The following is a 16,707-nucleotide window of genomic DNA, read 5'->3' as shown; positions in this document are numbered from 1 at the left end:
TAAAATGCTTGTTGTTGGCATTGACTGCTGACAACATCCTTTTTTTCCGATGTATAAATTTAATAGTAATATTTGGCAAACGCTTATTGCAGACTGCTATTTCTTTGTGAAAAAAAGCAATTCATATAACACGATCAGAATAAGGCTGGCAGCAGTAGAAAGCAGGATTTTCAGCATCAGGTACAATGGATTGCCGAAACCGAAAACTTCCAGGATGAAAAAGATCACATGATGCAGGAATACCAGTACTGCCGCATAGATCAGAAACTGCGAGACGCCCATGCTGGTCATGGACGGCGTTTTCTGGGTGGTTTCAAAGCCACCCTGGGGCGACAGGATATTGATAATAAACGGTCGCAGGTAAGCGATGAACACGCAGGCTGCCGCATGTATCCCCATGGTGTTGGAAAACATATCGAGGGAGATACCCATCAGGAATCCCAGCAGCATCACCACCGGGCGCGGCAGGTTAAAAGGCAGCGCCAGGATGAAGAGCATGTACAGATAAGGGCTCACCAGCTGGTGGATCAGTATCTTGTTGAGCACAAACACCTGTATCAGCAACAGGAATACAAAACGGATAATATTTCTTAACAGTATACTCATTTGATCAACTTGTAAGTTGAGTCTTCTAGTCGTTGTTGTTCATCTTTCAGCAGATTTTCTATCACATACACGTATTGTACGTTATAGAAATTGGTGGCCAGCCTCAACCGGATATTATAGGAAGTGCCGGCTTTATCAGACATCATCACCGTATCTACGTAACCAATGGGAATATTTTCGGGGAACAGGGCGGAAAAGCCGCTGGTGACCACGGTATCCCCTTTATGTACTTTGGCGCTCTTCGGAATATCCTTCAGCTGGGCAAAGGTGGCGTTGTCGCCGTCCCAGTGTACGGACCCCATTTCCTTGCCCTGCCCCAGCCTGGCGCTGATGGACACGGAGTTGGATTTGGAGAGCATGGAAAGTACTACTGCATAGTTATCGCTCACGCTTCTTACCACGCCTACCACGCCACTGCTGCTGATAACGCCCATATTGGGACGGATACCCTGCAGGCTGCCGCGGTGGATGGTGAGGTAGTTGATCGGCTTGTTAACGGAGTTGTTGATCACCTTGGCCTCAAAGTACTTATAGCGGCGGATCTGGGTACTAATCACCCGGTGAAGGGTATCGTCGCTGTATTGGCGGATAGTATCTATTTTGAGGCCGGTGCCTGTCACCACAGAATCAAAGCTGGTGTGAATGGCATTGTGCAGGCGGGTATTTTCCGCTACCAGGCTGTCGTTGGTAGCTTTCAGGTGAAAGTAGTATTGTACGTTGTTGTATTTGTCGTACAGCTTCCCACTAATATCATTGGCGGAGTTAAGGTAGGCAGAACGCTGCAGGTTATTGTTCTGGAATACCAACACAATACAAATCACTTCCAGCAGCAGAAATAAGAAGAAGTTAAAATATCGCCTAAAGAAAATGATTAAATTCCGCACAAGCGCGAGTCATTTAGAGATTTGATCATTTGGATATTTGGTTATTTACAGGGTTCTTTCTTCGAAAGAAATCTGTAAATAACCAAATATCTAAATATCTAAATAGGTTTATTGCATCAGGAACGGATATTTACCCACATGTTTCAGAGCGATGCCAGTGCCTCTTACTACGGCACGCAGCGGATCGTCTGCCACATGGACCGGCAGTTTGATTTTCTGGGCAAGGCGTTTGTCCAGGCCGCGCAACAGCGCACCGCCACCGGTCAGGTACAAGCCTCTGCGGTAAATATCTGACGCCAGCTCCGGAGGCGTTGTTTCCAGCGCTTTCAGGATGGCTTCTTCGATTTTAAAGATAGATTTGTCCAGTGCTTCGGCGATCTCCTGGTAAGATACCATGATCTGTTTGGGGATGCCTGTCACCAGGTCACGACCGTTAACCGGGATATCATCCGGTGGGTTATCCAGTTCTTTCAGGGCTGATCCGATATGGATCTTGATCTGCTCAGCGGTTCTTTCACCGATCAGCAGGCTATGATAGCGGCGCAGGGCTTCCATGATATCGGCGGTGAACTCGTCACCCGCAATACGGATACTCTGGTCGCAAACGATACCCGCCAGGGCGATCACAGAGATACCGGTGGTACCCCCTCCGATATCGATGATCATGTTACCTACCGGTTCTTCCACATCGATACCGATACCCAGGGCAGCGGCCATCGGTTCGTGCAGCAGGTACACTTCCTTGGCGCCCGCCTGCTCGGCAGAGTCACGTACCGCTCTCTTCTCCACTTCCGTAATGCTGGAAGGGATACAGATCACCATACGCCAGCTGGGAGCAAACAGCGGCTTTTTAGGATAAACCATTTTTATCAGTTCCCTGAGCATACCCTCTGCGGCGTTGAAATCCGCGATCACACCATCCTTCAGGGGACGTATTGTACGAAGATATTCGTGTGTTTTTTCGTGCATCATCATGGCCTTCTTTCCGACTGCCACAATTTTACCGCTAGCCCGTTCTATCGCTACAATGGAAGGCTCGTCCACAACCACTTGGTCATTATGTATTATCAGCGTGTTCGCTGTACCCAGATCAATCGCGATTTCCTGCGTTAAAAAATTAAAAAATCCCATTGTTGATACGGTCAAAAATTAGAATGCAAAAATGAATAATTCTAACGAATATACGATGCAAAAAGTGGATATTCTTGCAATAATACGGCTAAATATTAAAAAAAGTTATTTGTTGTTTAAACGGCAACCGCACAGGAATATTTTGTCATTTTGATATTTTGGTATTTGGTCATTGGGAGGGCACGTTTCCGGGGGAAAACCCCTTAACAACAAAATACCCTCATCATCCAATAGTCCCATCTCAATAACCAAATAACCAAATGATTAAATAACCCAATGACTAAATGAACTCATAGCCGATATCCCGACGATACGTTTTGCCTTCAAACGAAATCTGCTCCGCGGTCTGCACCGAGTGGGCCAGCGCCAGCGGCAGACTGGCTGCCAGCGAAGTAATGGCCAGCACACGACCGCCATTGCTCACGATGGCTGCTCCCGACTGTTTGGTACCGGCATGAAACACCACCTGATCGTTGGTAGGCGCCGGTATCCCACTGATAGCCTTGTTTTTCTCATACGCTTCCGGATAACCTTTAGACACCAGCATCACGGTAGCGGCGGCACGCGGATCAGCGTCAATGGTTTGTTCTGACAGCTTACCGGTTGTAACGGCGGTAAACAGTTCCAGTAAATCGTTTTGTAAACGGGGCATTACGACTTCCGTTTCAGGATCGCCCATGCGACAGTTGTACTCAATAACAAAAGGCTCTCCCTCTACATTAATCAAGCCAAAAAAGATGAACCCGTTATATTTAATGCCTTCTTTTGACAACCCCGCTACAGTGGGACGGATCACCTGGTCTTCCACTTTTTTCATGAAAGCGGCATCGGCAAAAGGCACCGGAGATACCGCCCCCATACCGCCCGTGTTCAGGCCTTTGTCGCCTTCCCCGATCCGTTTGTAGTCTTTGGCTTCCGGCAGGACCTTATAGGAATGGCCGTCCGTCAACACAAACACAGACAACTCAATACCGGTCAGGAACTGCTCTATCACCACGGTTTTGCTGGCGTCGCCAAATTTGGCGGCACGGATCATCTGCTCAAACTCGGCCACCGCCTCATCATGCGAACTGGTGATCACCACGCCTTTACCGGCAGCCAGCCCGTCGGCTTTCAATACAATTGGTAAGGAATGCTGCTGAAGATAAGCTACCCCCTCCTCGAAATTGTCAGCGTTAAATTCGCGGTAGGCAGCAGTGGGGATCTGATGCCGCTGCATGAACAGTTTGGCGAAAGCCTTGCTGCCTTCCAGGCGGGCGCCTTCCTGCGACGGGCCCATTACAGGGATATGCTGCAGCGCAGCATCTGCGGCAAAGAAATCATAGATACCATTCACCAGGGCCTCTTCTGACCCCGGCACTACCAGGTCGATGGCGTTTTCAAGGCAAAAAGCCCTGATCTTCTCAAATTCACTCACGCCCATATCGACGTTCGTGCCACATTGCGATGTGCCGGCATTACCCGGCGCTATAAATAACTGACCACACTGTGGACTTTGGGACATTTTCCGGGCCAGAGCGTGTTCCCGGCCACCACTACCTAGTAATAAAATGTTCATATGAATTGCCTAATAAATGCAGGTGCGAAAGAAAATGCAAAGAAAGATGAAAAAAGCACAAAAACCCACAAAAACTGCCCATTTCCACCATTTTTTTACGTAATTATCTATTTTACTTTAAATTGCCCCCTCTGAGACTTAACAGAACCTTAAAACAACTATTGCTAAAACTAACCATTTATGATGCAAACTGCTGTTGCACAGAAGTCTGTCGATGCCTCGTCAGAGGGGCACCCGAAGGGGCTGGCTGTGCTCTTTACCACGGAGATGTGGGAACGATTTAACTTTTATGGCATGAGAGCGTTACTGACGCTCTTCCTGGTAAACGCACTGGCATTCTCTGAAGCCGATTCCTCCTATGTCTATGGCGGCTTTCTGGGCCTCTGCTATCTCACCCCTATGCTTGGCGGCTACATTTCCGACCGCTACCTTGGAAACAGGAACTGTATCTTATTAGGTGGTTTCGTGATGGGTATCGGGCAGCTGCTCATGGTACTCAGCGCCACTATCTACGCTACCAACGTGGAAACAGCCAAACTGATCGTATGGCTGGCCCTGCTGGTGATCATCATGGGCAACGGCTTCTTCAAGCCCAACATCTCCTCCATGGTAGGCCAGCTGTATCCTAAAAACGACAGCCGTCTGGATGCCGCTTTCACCATCTTTTACATGGGCATCAACGTAGGCGCCTTCCTCGGCATGCTGATCTGCCCTATCCTGGGAGATGTAAAAGTAGACAACGTAAGAATGGTAGGCGCCTTCAAATGGGGCTTCCTCGCCGCCGGCCTGGCTATGTTCCTCGGCTCCATCCTTTTCTATTTCCTGAAAGACAAATACGTGATAACGCCCGACGGCAAAGCCATCGGCGGTAAACCAGACTTCTCCAAACCGGCTGCTAACCTGGCGGAAGGAGAAGCTGACAAAGCCAAATTCTCCAGCGGCGCTATCTTCGGCGTACTGGGCCTCATGGTGGCACTGTTCTTTATCATCCACTACCTCTCCCTCGATCCCAACCCGATCAAATCCTGGTTATATCCCTTCATCTATGCGGCAGGTATCAGCCTCGCGGTATTGATCCTCACCGATAAAAGCATTACCAAAGTAGAAAGACAACGTATCCTCGTGATCTACTTTGTAGCGTTCTTTGTAATCTTCTTCTGGGCCTGTTTTGAACAAGCCGGTTCTTCCCTCACCTTCGTGGCCGACTACCAGACAGACCGTCGCCTGCTGGGATGGGATATGCCGCCAAGCTTTGTACAGAACGCCAACTCCATCTTCATCATCGTATTTGCACTGCCTTTCAGCTGGTTGTGGATGAAACTCCAGAAACGTAACCTGGAGCCTATCTCCCCGGTGAAACAGTCCATCGGCCTGGCGCTGCTGGCACTGGGCTTCTTCATCATCGCCCTGCAGGTGAAAAACCTCGGCGCCGGTCAGAAACTTGGTGTAATCTGGCTGATCGTGATGTACCTGTTCCACACCCTCGGTGAACTTTGCCTCTCTCCCATAGGCCTGTCGCTGGTATCCAAACTGGCGCCTCACCGCTTCTCCTCCCTGCTGATGGGCGTATGGTTCCTCGCCAATGCCGCCGGCTATGCGCTGGCAGGTACGCTGGGCGCCTTACTGCCGCCTACACAGGATAAGTTTGAACTGGCAGCTAAAAACAATATCAACCTGCAGGGCATCCTGGACGGTACCATCACTGCCACCGCCCAACAGCTGGAACAATTGAAAGAACTGAAACTGGCCGCCCACTACCCAACCTTCGCCGGTTTCACCATCCATAACCTCTATGAGTTCTTTATGGTGTTCGTGATCCTGCCGGGTGCAGCAGCAGTACTCCTGTTCCTCTCTACCGGCTTCCTGAAAAAATGGATGCACGGGGTAAGATAAAAACATACCTTCTATGTATAAAAAGGAAGACCGGGACAAAGGAATTTGTTCCGGTCTTCCTTTTTATACGCGGTCAGTAACCCCGTAATTCGTAAATTTCACCCTTAACACCTTACCTCCTTATCATTATGGCTGACAACAATTTCAAACCTTTCGTGCCACCAGGCGCACAAATGAAAGAATTTACCCTCAAATCCATTTTACTGGGCTGTATCTTCGGAATCATCTTTGGCGCTGCCACCGTATACCTCGCCCTGAAAGCCGGTCTGACCGTTTCCGCGTCTATCCCGATTGCCGTTATTGCCATCACCCTCGGCAGGAAGTTCTTCAACACCACCATCCTGGAAAACAACATCATCCAGACCACCGGCTCCGCCGGTGAATCCATCGCTGCCGGCGTAGTCTTCACGCTGCCAGGCTTCCTGTTCCTCAGCGACGGCGGTGGCGCCCAGTTCTTTAACTACTTCACCATCCTCATCCTGGCCATCTTCGGCGGTATCCTCGGCACCCTCATGATGATACCACTCCGCCGGTCACTGATCGTGAAAGAACACAAAACACTCCCTTACCCGGAAGGCACCGCCTGCGGCGATGTGCTCATCGCCGGTGAAAAAGGAGGCGACTTCGCCCGTACCGCCTTCTATGGCCTCGGGTTCGCCTTCGCCTATGCTATCTTCCAGAAGATATTGCATGTTATCGCCGAAACACCGGCCTACATGACCAAACAGACCAGCAAATTTTTCCCCTCCGCTAAAATCAGCGCAGACATCACCCCGGAGTATATGGGCGTGGGCTATATCATCGGTCCCCGCATTGCAGGCGTACTGGTAGCCGGCGGCGTACTGTCCTGGCTCGCCCTCATTCCCCTGCTGGCATCCCTGCTGCCGGGCGAGGTGATTGCTTCCCAGCTGGTAAAAATAGGTTACCTCGCCAGCCTGCAAACACCCGGCGGACAAGGTAACTGGGACCCGGTGACCCGCACCTTCTCCGACTATTCTGCAGCGGTATACTACGCCTACGTACGCCAGATCGGCGCAGGCGCCGTGGCTGCCGGCGGTTTCATCACCCTGCTGAAAACCATCCCTACCATCATCTCTTCCTTTAAAGGCAGCATCGGCGCAATCAAAGACCGCAAAGAAGATGGCGGCGCATCTGCCGGCGTATTGAGAACAGAGAAAGACCTGAGCCTGAAAGTAGTACTGTTCGGCAGTATCGCCCTCGTACTGCTGATGGCGTTCCTGCCACAGCTGCCAGGCGACTCTATCGGTAAAAAAATGCTGGTAGGCTTGCTGGTAGTAGTCTTTGGCGCGTTCTTCGTAACAGTGTCCAGCCGCATCGTAGGCCTCATCGGCTCATCCAACAACCCCATCTCCGGTATGACCATCGCCACCCTGATGGGCACCTGCCTCGTATTCATCGCTGTTGGCTGGACCGGCAAAATATATGAACCAATGGCGCTGGTAGTAGGCGGCATGATCTGTATCGCCGCAGCCAATGCAGGCGGCACCTCGCAGGACCTGAAGTCCGGTTACATCGTAGGCGCCACGCCCATGTACCAGCAGCTGGCCCTCTTCATCGGCGCCATCGTATCGTCCGTAGTGATCGGACTCACCGTGAAATTCCTCGACAAACCCACCGCCGAAATGATCAGCAAGGGAGTGACAGAACACGCCATCGGCAGCGCCTACTACCCGGCGCCACAGGGTACGCTCATGGCTACACTGGCAAAAGGCATCCTGTCATTTAACCTCGACTGGCAGTTCGTGCTGGTAGGCGTTTTCCTCGCCATCGTGATGGAACTGTGCAACATCAATTCGCTTTCCTTCGCGGTAGGCGCCTACCTGCCGTTATCCACCACACTGCCCATCTTCATCGGTGGCGCAATCCGTGGCGTGGTAGACCATAAAAACAAAAAAGCCAACAAACACACCTCCGCTGCGGAAGAAGAACTGGGCAAAGGCAACCTCTTCGCTACCGGCCTTGTGGCCGGAGGCGCCGTAGCCGGCGTTATCATTGCCGTTCTCGCCGGATTCGACAGCTCGGCGGCCATTCTGGCCAAACTCAATATGGAAGGAGGACTCACCGGCGCATTAGGCCATGGCGGCTACTATGTACTGGGATGTGCTTTCTTCGCCTTCATGGGCTGGTACCTCTATCGTACCGCCCGCAAAGCATAACATCCAACTTATCAGGATATTTTAAGATGCCGGCACCGGAATGTAACAATACCGGGCCGGCATCCGTTTTTCTATTCTGAAAATGATTATTTTTATCGGAATTTTTATTACATCTTTCTATAATAAGTACCTATGCGCATACTTGTAACCGCATTACTCAGTGCCGTTGTTATCCTCGGCAGCTCCTGCGGAAAAGATAAAGACGATAGCAAAGACCGTAAGTTTGTTTCCGTAAAGCTGGATACCAAAATCTATCTCAGCGAAAATCCGAAAGGCATAGCCTATGCGCCCGACTTCCAGGACGAAGATCCTACCAACGATTACTACAGGCTGGAAATCACCGGGAAAACCAATAACAACGATATCATCAGCATCACCATGGCCGGATTGAAAATACCCTTTCCTCCCGGCGTATATCCCTGCACCAGGACAGGCAACAGCATCCTCGTGGTCATCAACAGCGGCGGCTATCCCGCCACCTACAGCTCACAGGGCAGCACCGACTGTTACCTCACCATCACACGCAGCGATAATATCATGGTAGAAGGCACCTTCTCCGGCACCGTAAAAGACCTCAGCGGCATGGCCGGCACACGGACCATCCAAAACGCAGCCTTCAGAGCTATCTACACCGTTACGGCTCAATAAATTTTTCCGCATAAAGGTCCCCGGGCTCACGCCCGGGGCTACGATGTTCTTCAGATTCTTTAACCGGGGTAGGCTTCAATGATGCACTATGGCTCATTCAGCATAACAACCTTATGGTTAAAGCCTTCAAACGAATACAGTTTCATAAAGCTTTAACAACCTTATGATTAAAGCCGTATAAACGAATTACTCCTTTATACAGCCCGACAAACATCGTTGCCCAGGGCGTGAGCCCTGGGATCTGGGAGCCTTGGGGATATGAAAACCTTTGGGATCTGAAAACCTTGGGATCTGGGAGCCCTGGGATCTGAAAACCCTGGGATCTGAAAACCCTGGGATCTGAAAACCTTGGGATCTGAGAACCTAGGGATCTGAAAACCTTGGGGATCTGGGAGCCTTGAGATCTGGGAGCCTTGGAATTTGAGAACCTTGGGATCTGAAAACCTTGGGATCTGGGAGCCTTGAGATCTGGGAGCCTTGGGATCTGAGAACCCTGGGATCTGAAAACCTTGGGATCTGGGAGCCTTGGGGAATCTGAGAACCCTGGAAATACTGGAAACCTGGAAATCCGGAATTAAATGAAATCCAGTTTCGCGTAGTCAGCTTTCAGGATCATTTTATCATCGGCCCCCAGCCATTTGTCCAACAGGGTGGCATACACGCTTTTGAAATCCACCTTATACTGCAAATCCCCGTCTTTCAGGTTCATCAGGTCAGGCCCTTCATTCAGCACGCCCTGCCGCTTTAAGTCACCACCTATCAGGAACATATTATTGGCCGTGCCGTGATCGGTGCCGCCACTCGCATTCTGGCTTACCCGCCGGCCAAATTCGGAGAAGGTCATTACCATCACGTCCTGGAAGCGGTTGTTCTTTTTAAGATCGCCTGTAAATACGGTCAGCGCATCGCTCAGCTGCTTAAAAAGCCGTGCCTGCTGGTCCTGCTGGTTCACATGGGTATCAAAACTGCCGTGAGACACATAATACACTTTGGTGTTGATGTCAGACATGATCAGGTTAGCGATAATGCGCATATTACGGCCCAGCTCCGTTGCGGGGTAACTTTCTTTGGATTGATAAGTCTTAAACTGTTGCTGGATATACGTTGCAGAAGAAATAGTTTCGCCCATGGTTTTGTAGAGGTATTCTACGTTATGATGTTCATCTTCCACCACGTGCTGTTGCAACAACTCTTTGAAAAAACGGTCGTTGCTGGTGTTGGAAAGACGGCCCGGATCGGTGAGGGCCAACCCCTTGTTATGCTCACCTTTCAGTGCGAGGCTCAACGTATCGTCTATCTCCAGCGCTTGTGTGGGTTTATCACAGCCATTACACTGCGCGTCGAGATAACGGCCCACCCACCCATCGTTCCATATTTCAGCTGATTGGCTGGCGGAATGCCAGATGTCCATGGAGCGGAAATGTGACCGGTCGGGGTTAGGGTAGCCTACGTTATTAAGAATACCCATCGCGCCATCGTCGTAGAGGGCTTTCAGTCCCTGCAGCGCAGGATGGATGCCCAGGTCATCATTGAGCGACAGGGCCGCTTCCCGCCGGATGCCCAGCGCAGGGCGCGAGCGGTAATAAATATCGTTACGGTAAGGGATGATGGTGTTCAGACCGTCATTACCGCCTGACAACTGTACAATCACCAGCACTTTATTTCCCGGGGGCACGAGCGCTCCGGTTTCAAAAGCTTTCAGGAACTTAGGCATCAGCAAGGTTGCGGAAGCCAGGGAACCTACCTGTAAAAAACGGCGCCTGTTAAGTATATACATAACTTATAGCTTTCTGAAGATGATTAACAAAGTTGATATTCCGGTGTGCTCATCACATCAATGGTCACTGTTTTGATGTAGCCTTCGCGGGAGCTGGTATCTGCGTATTTCTCCAGCAGGTTTTTCCTGACGTTGCCCGGTTGTTGCAGCAGTGCGCCGGCGATGGCATCGGCAAGGTTTTCGCGGGGGATATCGCTGAAGCCCTGCAGATAAGGCTCCCAGTTTATCCGCGCATTCACTTTTTTGGCAAATTGCTTTTTCAGGAAATCGTTGATCTGCAAAGTCATTTTATAGTTGCCGCCATCCCCCATTTCCGGCGTTAGTTCTTTAGGCCGTACGTTCAGCACCTGTGAATACAGGATCACCTGCGGCACCCGCATCCGGAACATCAGGCTGGAACTGTCTATCCAGTTACGTCCGCCGGGCCAGCCGGCCACATTGGGCGGGTAAAACAGCACCTGTCCCAGGATGCGCTGAAACACCAGCATTGTTTCTTCCTGTTCAAAGGCCATGGGAATGGTACGGCGTATGCCTACCAGCAGTTCCACCGGCGATTTGATACGGTTACCGATGTATTTGCTGTCATAAAACCAGTCGGCCATGAAGATTTCGCGCATCAGCGTCTTGATGTCGTAGCCGGATTGGTAGAATTTCCCGGAAAGTGATTGGATCAGGGTATCGTCCGGGTTGTCATCTACAAAATACCGGAATATTTTAGTGGTGATGTAAGTGGCGGTCTGTTGCTGTTCCAGTAATAACTTCAGCACGTCGTCACCATTGTAGCGACCGCTTTTTCCGAAGATATTTTTGACGCCGTCGTCGTGTTGTTTTTCGCGGAACACGAACTGGCCGTCTGCATCGAAGCCCCATCCGGTAAAGGCGCGGGCAGCTTCTTTGATGTCTGCTTCCGCATAGTGTCCGCGGCCCATGGTGAACAGCTCCATGACTTCGCGGGCGAAGTTTTCGTTGGGATGTTGTTTACGGTTCTGCTGGTTGTTGAGGAACTGCAACATGGCCGGCGATTTGGAAACGGCTGTCAGCAGATCGCCGAAATTGCCCAATGCATTTTCCCGGATCACGCCTATCAACTGCTGGTTGAACAACACGTTCTGCGTACGGCAGGCAAAGTGCCCATGCCAGAAGAGGCTCATTTTCTCGCGCAGCGGGTGTTCGCTTTTCTGCATCATGTTCATCCAGGCCACGTTGAGATCTTTGATGCCCTGGGTGTTCATCTCCCGGACGGTTTTCCGCTGCTCTTCCGTCATGTCTTTAGCGCGTTTGTAGTCCGGCAGGTCGGTGGCGTTGATCACATCTACCGATTCAAAGGCTGCGTGTTTGGGCCCTGTCAGCACCTTGTGCACCATTTCCTTCCGCCGTCTTTTTTCCCAGCCGGAGATGACGGGCAGGGTTTCACCGAAGCCGGCGCGCCAGGCGAGATGTTGCATTTCCAGTTTTTTGGCAACTACAGGCATACGTAAATAATTTAATGTAAGACTGTATTTGGACGCCGGGGTTTAACGAAATTTCCAAACGGGATAACAACTGCCTTTTTCAAAGACATGTTTATCCTGCGGAAGTGCCATAAAGGCGTCGGCATAAAGCAGGCTGGCAAGGTCTCCGGAGCCATGGTAGGGCTGCGGAACAGCGCCCGTTGTACCATCAGGCATGGACTGCAATTTAACAGGAAGGTAATATTCCAGTGATGGGTTAAACGTCACTTTTTCCTGCAGGACTGCATAGGCCGGCGCTGCTTCCTGTGCGCCCATGGCAGCTTTCAGCCAGGGCAGCACGTAGCGGTAAAAACACATAAAGCCTGACACCGGGTTGCCCGGCAGGGCAAACACTACCGGCCCATTGGCGAAAGTGCCGAACAGGAAAGGCTTTCCCGGTCTTTGCTGCACCTTGTGAAAAATCTGCTGCATGCCCAGCCGCTGCAGTACCGCCGGCAGATGGTCAAATTTGCCGGCAGACACAGCCCCCGAGCTGATCCACACGTCTGTTTCCTGCAATAATGGTTCCAGCCGTTCGCGCATGGCCGCCTCTTCATCGTTCAGGTGTATATAGGCTGCGGTAATACCGCACTGTTGCAGCGAGGCCATCAGGCTGTATACATTGGAGATACGCACCTGGTGTTCTTCCGGCGTGGCATCAACGGGGACCAGTTCGTCACCGGTAGCGATAACGGCAACACGCGGCAGCCGCGCCACCTGCACCTGCGTTTTACCGACAGAGGCCAGCACCCCTGCTTCGGCAGGACCGATCAGCGTCCCCGGCGATAACAGCACCGTGGCTTCCGCCACATCCGAGCCTTTGCGGTGTACATTCTGTCCCAGCGTTACATCACCGGTGACAGCAAAACGGCGGAAGCCCTCATGATCGGAGGCTTCCAGCTGTTCGTACGGGATCACGGTATCTGTCAGTTCCGGCAGGATGGCGCCGGTCATGACTTCTATGCAATTGGCTGTATTGGACAGCTGCAGCCGCGGGAGCCCCGCGGCCTGGACATCTTCTACCCCGAAAATCTGTTGCCCGCGGGCAAAACTGTCATACAGAATGGCGATACCATCCATGGTAACCCGGTCAAAAGGCGGGAACGGCCTGTCAGCCCTGACAGGCTCACGCAATACACGGCCGGTGGCCGCCTCAAAGGGCAACACTTCCGTGCCCATGTCGCGCACGGTCTGTAATACAGCAGTATACGCAGCAGCAACAGTCAGCATCATTTTGTATTATTTTTGTACAGGTGAAGATGATTAAATTTATGATATTATGGCCAATCCATCAAGCAGCGATTTTACCCATCTCGATTCTTCCGGTCAGCCGGCGATGGTAGATATAAGCGGCAAAGGCAGCACTTATCGTGTAGCCGTTGCCGAAAGCCGGGTGTACTTACCGTCACTGGTAAGGGAACAGTTCCGCGACAATGATATCCAAACCCGCAAGGGCGCTGTATTCCAGACCGCCATTATAGCGGGTATCATGGCAGCGAAAAAAACGCCGGACCTCATCCCGCTCTGTCATACCCTGCTGCTGGACGGTTGCGATGTACAGATACGCCTCGAAGAAGAAGAGGCCATTATCCGCTGTACCGTGAAAACAACAGGCAAAACAGGCGTGGAAATGGAAGCCCTCACCGGCGCCAGCGTGGCGGCACTCACCATCTACGACATGTGCAAAGCCTTCACCCAGGAAATGATCATCCGCCAAACACGGCTGATCAGTAAAACCGGTGGAAAACACGATCTCGCAGAGGGGGCAAAGTGAGGGTAAGCGCGCGAGGGAGCGGAGGGCACGCAAAGGCGCAAAGCAGCAAAGAGCGCAAAGAAACAAGATTGATTTTTAAAAAGAGGATATGACGGAAAATAACAGTGCCCCATTGAAAGGGTTGGTCCTCTGCGGCGGACAAAGTACCCGGATGCAGGAGAATAAAAGCACGATCCATTATCATGGTATGCCCCAGTGGCAGTACCTGGCGGACCTGTTAACAGCCTGCGGACTGGAGACTTATCTGTCCTGTCGGACCGATCAGCAAGCCGATTTTAACGGTTATCCCCGGTTGATACCCGACAGCGTTTCTTATGGCGGCCCTTCTGCGGGACTGCTCAGCGCCCACCGGTCGCAACCGGACACTGCCTGGCTGGTGCTGGCCTGTGACCTGCCGCTGATAGGCCCCAAAAGCCTGGAGATCCTAATTCAGGAACGGGATGCGCACCAATCTGCCACCGCCTTTATCAGCCCGGTGAACGATCTGCCGGAACCGCTGATTGCTATCTGGGAGCCCACAGGGTTAAGTGCCTTGTACCAAAATGTGGAGGCAGGCAAAAACTGTCCGCGTAAAACCTTGCTCAATACGAATATCCGGTTATTGCATAACCCTTATGCAGCCGAACAATACAATGCCAACACGCCTGAAGAAAAGGCTGCGGCCATGCAACAGGTCACTGACCAATCCCTCCGTCGGTAAAAAACTCTTTTTTCCAGATAGGCACCGTTTCTTTCAGGGTGTCGATCGTAAACTCACAGGCATCGAAGGCGATGCCTCTGTGGGCGGAGGCTACGGCGATCACCACGGCGATATCGCCGGGATATTTATCGCCGATGGCGTGCAGCATCGCCAGCTTTTTGATGTCCCACCGGGCCTGCACCTGGTCTGCGATTTTCTGCATTTCGCTGAGCGCCATCGCCTCATAACATTCGTAAAATAATTTCGTCACCCCGCGGCCACGGGTATCATTCCGTACCGTACCCGTGAAAATGACCTCCCCGCCACATTCCGGCGACTGGATGAAGTCCAGCGCCTCCTGTACCGTGATGGTATCTCTGATGGCTATTAATGTCTCCATAGTTGTCTTTTAATTATCCTCCACTCACAGGCGGTATCACCGCTACCTCATCGCCCGCACCGATCGGCTGCGTATCGCCCGCATACTCGCGGTTGACCGCCACCATCAGGGAGCTGAGCTGCCGCATGGCCGGATAACGGTCATACAACCACTGTTTCAATTCCGCTACGTTGGTCACCGTTTCCGGAATACCTACCAGCGCCGCACCGGCAATATCTTTCGCCACACCAAAAAGCAGAAGGCCCATAGATGAAATTTGTTGGTTAAAACTACAATATAGCAGCGATAAAATAGTACTTTTAATACCGGAGAAAATCACTTTCTATGAAGATCAGGATAAGAGGGAACAGCATCCGTTACCGGCTGGACAAAACAGATGTGGAACTGCTGGAAATGACCGGCAAAGTAGAGTCTATCACCCATATCGGCGCCGGCGTGCTGCATTTCTGCGTGCGGTCCAAAAACATCACCGACCCGGTGATTAAAATGGAACACGACGGCGTACACCTGTTGCTGCCCGCTGAGCGGCTGCAGGGCTGGTATACGCCGGACCAGGTGGGCTTTGAACTGATACTCCCCAATCCTGACGGCTCCGAACTGAAAGTACTGGTGGAAAAGGACTTCCAATGCCTTTCCCCGAGGAATGAAGACGACAGCCAGGCTTTCGAGAACCCGAATGCAGGCAAAAACTGCTGATCATGCTGACGGACGCCCATCATCGTATAATCGATTACGTTAGACTGTCTGTAACAGACCGCTGTAATCTCCGCTGCACCTACTGCATGCCGGAACAGATGCGCTTTGTGAAATCGTCCGCCCTGCTCACCGACGCAGAAATCATCACGCTGCTCGAAACACTGGCTGCTGCCGGTATCTCCAAAGTCAGGATCACCGGCGGAGAACCGTTCCTACGCCCGGGCCTGGTGCCGCTGCTGGCAAAGATCAAAGCCATTCCGGGCATACAGCAGATCGCCGTCACCACCAACGGCGTACTTACCCGCCATCATATTCCGGAACTCAAAGCACTGGGCATTACCCATATTAATCTCAGCCTCGATACCCTGCAACCTGCACGTTTTCAGCAGATCACCCGCCGCGACCAGTTTGCCGCAGTGATGCAAACGCTGGACAGCCTGCTGGCCCACCAGCTGCAGGTAAAGCTCAACGTGGTGGTAATGGACCAGGTAAACACCGATGAACTGGTGCATTTTGCCGCCCTCACACGGGATCAGCCTGTCAGCGTAAGGTTTATTGAAGAAATGCCGTTTAACGGCCAGGGACATGGTTTTTCCGGCATCCGCTGGAACTATGAGGCCATCCTGCAAACGCTCCGGGAAACATACACCCTGCATAAATTACCCGACGCACCCCATTCCACTGCGCTCAACTACAGCATACCCGGCCACCTGGGCAACATCGGGGTGATACCTGCTTATAGCCGCACCTTCTGCGGTACCTGCAACAGACTTCGTATATCCGCTACCGGTAGTGTGAAGACCTGCCTCTATGGCCAGGATGCATTAAACGTAAAAGACCTGATACGGTCAGGAGAGGAGTTATTGCCGGCTATTCAACACGCACTGCACCACCGCGCCGCCAACGGGTTTGAAGCCGAACGGCTGCACACCACCGCACTGGAAAGCATGTCTGTTATCGGAGGATGAATCAATTACGAATTACGAATTACGAA

16 protein-coding genes are annotated in these 16,707 nt (G+C 51.8%); 7 read left to right on the top strand and 9 right to left on the bottom strand.

Going from position 1 to position 16,707, the window contains the following annotated elements; translation table 11 throughout:
- Positions 1–96: 96 nt before the first annotated feature.
- The 4 genes from mreD to purD all read right to left on the bottom strand — a co-directional run bounded on the left by mreD (position 97) and on the right by purD (position 4,179).
- Complete coding sequence (gene mreD / locus HF324_RS03555) at positions 97–606, bottom strand: rod shape-determining protein MreD (protein WP_168809585.1); 510 nt, start codon at positions 604–606, stop codon at positions 97–99.
- Complete coding sequence (gene mreC, locus HF324_RS03550) at positions 603–1,490, bottom strand: rod shape-determining protein MreC (protein ID WP_168809583.1); 888 nt, start codon at positions 1,488–1,490, stop codon at positions 603–605. Before mreC ends, mreD begins: the two co-directional genes overlap by 4 nt.
- A 108-nt stretch (positions 1,491–1,598) precedes the next feature.
- Positions 1,599–2,621 carry a rod shape-determining protein gene (locus HF324_RS03545; protein ID WP_078669179.1) on the bottom strand — a complete coding sequence of 341 codons (1,023 nt, stop codon included), beginning with the start codon at positions 2,619–2,621 and terminating at the stop codon, positions 1,599–1,601.
- A 280-nt stretch (positions 2,622–2,901) separates the two neighbouring features.
- A complete protein-coding gene (gene purD / locus HF324_RS03540) occupies positions 2,902–4,179 on the bottom strand; it encodes a phosphoribosylamine--glycine ligase (RefSeq protein ID WP_168861911.1) in 1,278 nt (425 codons plus the stop codon).
- Positions 4,180–4,359: 180 nt separating this feature from the next.
- Between purD and HF324_RS03535 the strand changes: the two genes are divergently transcribed.
- The 3 genes from HF324_RS03535 to HF324_RS03525 all read left to right on the top strand — a co-directional run bounded on the left by HF324_RS03535 (position 4,360) and on the right by HF324_RS03525 (position 8,897).
- A complete protein-coding gene (locus tag HF324_RS03535; RefSeq protein ID WP_168861910.1) occupies positions 4,360–6,072 on the top strand; it encodes a peptide MFS transporter in 1,713 nt (570 codons plus the stop codon).
- 128 nt (positions 6,073–6,200) lie between these two features.
- Positions 6,201–8,249, top strand: coding sequence for an OPT family oligopeptide transporter (locus tag HF324_RS03530; protein WP_168809578.1), 2,049 nt, complete (start codon positions 6,201–6,203; stop codon positions 8,247–8,249).
- 132 nt (positions 8,250–8,381) lie between these two features.
- Positions 8,382–8,897, top strand: a complete 516-nt coding sequence (locus HF324_RS03525; RefSeq protein ID WP_168809576.1) for a hypothetical protein — start codon at positions 8,382–8,384, stop codon at positions 8,895–8,897.
- A 574-nt stretch (positions 8,898–9,471) separates the two neighbouring features.
- Here the strand turns inward: HF324_RS03525 and HF324_RS03520 are convergent.
- The 3 genes from HF324_RS03520 to HF324_RS03510 are packed head-to-tail and all read right to left on the bottom strand — an operon-like array spanning position 9,472 to position 13,397.
- Positions 9,472–10,674: a DUF1501 domain-containing protein gene (locus HF324_RS03520; RefSeq protein ID WP_168809574.1), complete on the bottom strand. Its 1,203-nt coding sequence runs from the start codon at positions 10,672–10,674 to the stop codon at positions 9,472–9,474.
- Positions 10,675–10,697: 23 nt separating this feature from the next.
- Positions 10,698–12,146 carry a DUF1800 domain-containing protein gene (locus HF324_RS03515; protein WP_258539416.1) on the bottom strand — a complete coding sequence of 483 codons (1,449 nt, stop codon included), beginning with the start codon at positions 12,144–12,146 and terminating at the stop codon, positions 10,698–10,700.
- 42 nt (positions 12,147–12,188) lie between these two features.
- Positions 12,189–13,397 carry a molybdopterin molybdotransferase MoeA gene (locus HF324_RS03510; protein ID WP_220101269.1) on the bottom strand — a complete coding sequence of 403 codons (1,209 nt, stop codon included), beginning with the start codon at positions 13,395–13,397 and terminating at the stop codon, positions 12,189–12,191.
- Between the two features lie 46 nt (positions 13,398–13,443).
- On the opposite strand from HF324_RS03510, the gene moaC reads away from it, so the two are divergent.
- Both moaC and HF324_RS03500 read left to right on the top strand, forming a co-directional pair.
- Entirely contained in the window at positions 13,444–13,938 is a 495-nt protein-coding gene (moaC, locus tag HF324_RS03505) for a cyclic pyranopterin monophosphate synthase MoaC (RefSeq protein ID WP_168809572.1), read from the top strand.
- Positions 13,939–14,026: 88 nt separating this feature from the next.
- Positions 14,027–14,638, top strand: a complete 612-nt coding sequence (locus HF324_RS03500; protein ID WP_168809570.1) for an NTP transferase domain-containing protein — start codon at positions 14,027–14,029, stop codon at positions 14,636–14,638.
- Here HF324_RS03500 and HF324_RS03495 read toward each other — a convergent pair.
- Together HF324_RS03495 and moaD are read right to left on the bottom strand one after the other, a co-directional pair.
- Positions 14,613–15,017: a molybdopterin synthase catalytic subunit gene (locus tag HF324_RS03495; RefSeq protein WP_078669187.1), complete on the bottom strand. Its 405-nt coding sequence runs from the start codon at positions 15,015–15,017 to the stop codon at positions 14,613–14,615. The two genes, HF324_RS03500 and HF324_RS03495, sit on opposite strands and share 26 nt — an antisense overlap.
- Before the next feature lie 13 nt (positions 15,018–15,030).
- The gene (moaD, locus tag HF324_RS03490; protein ID WP_168809568.1) at positions 15,031–15,264 is read right to left on the bottom strand and encodes a molybdopterin converting factor subunit 1; all 234 of its coding nucleotides are present in this window, start codon (positions 15,262–15,264) and stop codon (positions 15,031–15,033) included.
- 77 nt (positions 15,265–15,341) lie between these two features.
- Here moaD and HF324_RS03485 point away from each other — a divergent pair, with 77 nt between their 5' ends.
- Both HF324_RS03485 and moaA read left to right on the top strand, forming a co-directional pair.
- A complete protein-coding gene (locus tag HF324_RS03485) occupies positions 15,342–15,713 on the top strand; it encodes a DUF7009 family protein (protein WP_168861909.1) in 372 nt (123 codons plus the stop codon).
- A 2-nt stretch (positions 15,714–15,715) separates the two neighbouring features.
- Entirely contained in the window at positions 15,716–16,681 is a 966-nt protein-coding gene (moaA, locus tag HF324_RS03480; RefSeq protein WP_168809564.1) for a GTP 3',8-cyclase MoaA, read from the top strand.
- Positions 16,682–16,707: the final 26 nt, after the last annotated feature.

The sequence above is a fragment of the Chitinophaga oryzae genome (assembly GCF_012516375.2).
GTDB lineage: Bacteria > Bacteroidota > Bacteroidia > Chitinophagales > Chitinophagaceae > Chitinophaga > Chitinophaga oryzae.
Note: the sequence above shows the minus strand (reverse complement) of the source record. Positions and strands in the feature narration are given on the sequence as shown.

Excerpts from the sequence above, each read along its gene's own strand:
- HF324_RS03535 (WP_168861910.1), top strand. The coding sequence starts at position 4,360 with ATGATGCAAACTGCTGTTGCACAGAAGTCTGTCGATGCCTCGTCAGAG.
- moaA (WP_168809564.1), top strand. The coding sequence starts at position 15,716 with ATGCTGACGGACGCCCATCATCGTATAATCGATTACGTTAGACTGTCT.
- HF324_RS03545 (WP_078669179.1), bottom strand. The coding sequence starts at position 2,621 with ATGGGATTTTTTAATTTTTTAACGCAGGAAATCGCGATTGATCTGGGT.
- HF324_RS03485 (WP_168861909.1), top strand. The coding sequence starts at position 15,342 with ATGAAGATCAGGATAAGAGGGAACAGCATCCGTTACCGGCTGGACAAA.
- moaD (WP_168809568.1), bottom strand. The coding sequence starts at position 15,264 with ATGGGCCTTCTGCTTTTTGGTGTGGCGAAAGATATTGCCGGTGCGGCG.
- HF324_RS03495 (WP_078669187.1), bottom strand. The coding sequence starts at position 15,017 with ATGGAGACATTAATAGCCATCAGAGATACCATCACGGTACAGGAGGCG.
- HF324_RS03500 (WP_168809570.1), top strand. The coding sequence starts at position 14,027 with ATGACGGAAAATAACAGTGCCCCATTGAAAGGGTTGGTCCTCTGCGGC.
- HF324_RS03525 (WP_168809576.1), top strand. The coding sequence starts at position 8,382 with ATGCGCATACTTGTAACCGCATTACTCAGTGCCGTTGTTATCCTCGGC.
- HF324_RS03530 (WP_168809578.1), top strand. The coding sequence starts at position 6,201 with ATGGCTGACAACAATTTCAAACCTTTCGTGCCACCAGGCGCACAAATG.
- HF324_RS03520 (WP_168809574.1), bottom strand. The coding sequence starts at position 10,674 with ATGTATATACTTAACAGGCGCCGTTTTTTACAGGTAGGTTCCCTGGCT.
- moaC (WP_168809572.1), top strand. The coding sequence starts at position 13,444 with ATGGCCAATCCATCAAGCAGCGATTTTACCCATCTCGATTCTTCCGGT.
- purD (WP_168861911.1), bottom strand. The coding sequence starts at position 4,179 with ATGAACATTTTATTACTAGGTAGTGGTGGCCGGGAACACGCTCTGGCC.
- HF324_RS03510 (WP_220101269.1), bottom strand. The coding sequence starts at position 13,397 with ATGATGCTGACTGTTGCTGCTGCGTATACTGCTGTATTACAGACCGTG.
- mreD (WP_168809585.1), bottom strand. The coding sequence starts at position 606 with ATGAGTATACTGTTAAGAAATATTATCCGTTTTGTATTCCTGTTGCTG.
- HF324_RS03515 (WP_258539416.1), bottom strand. The coding sequence starts at position 12,146 with ATGCCTGTAGTTGCCAAAAAACTGGAAATGCAACATCTCGCCTGGCGC.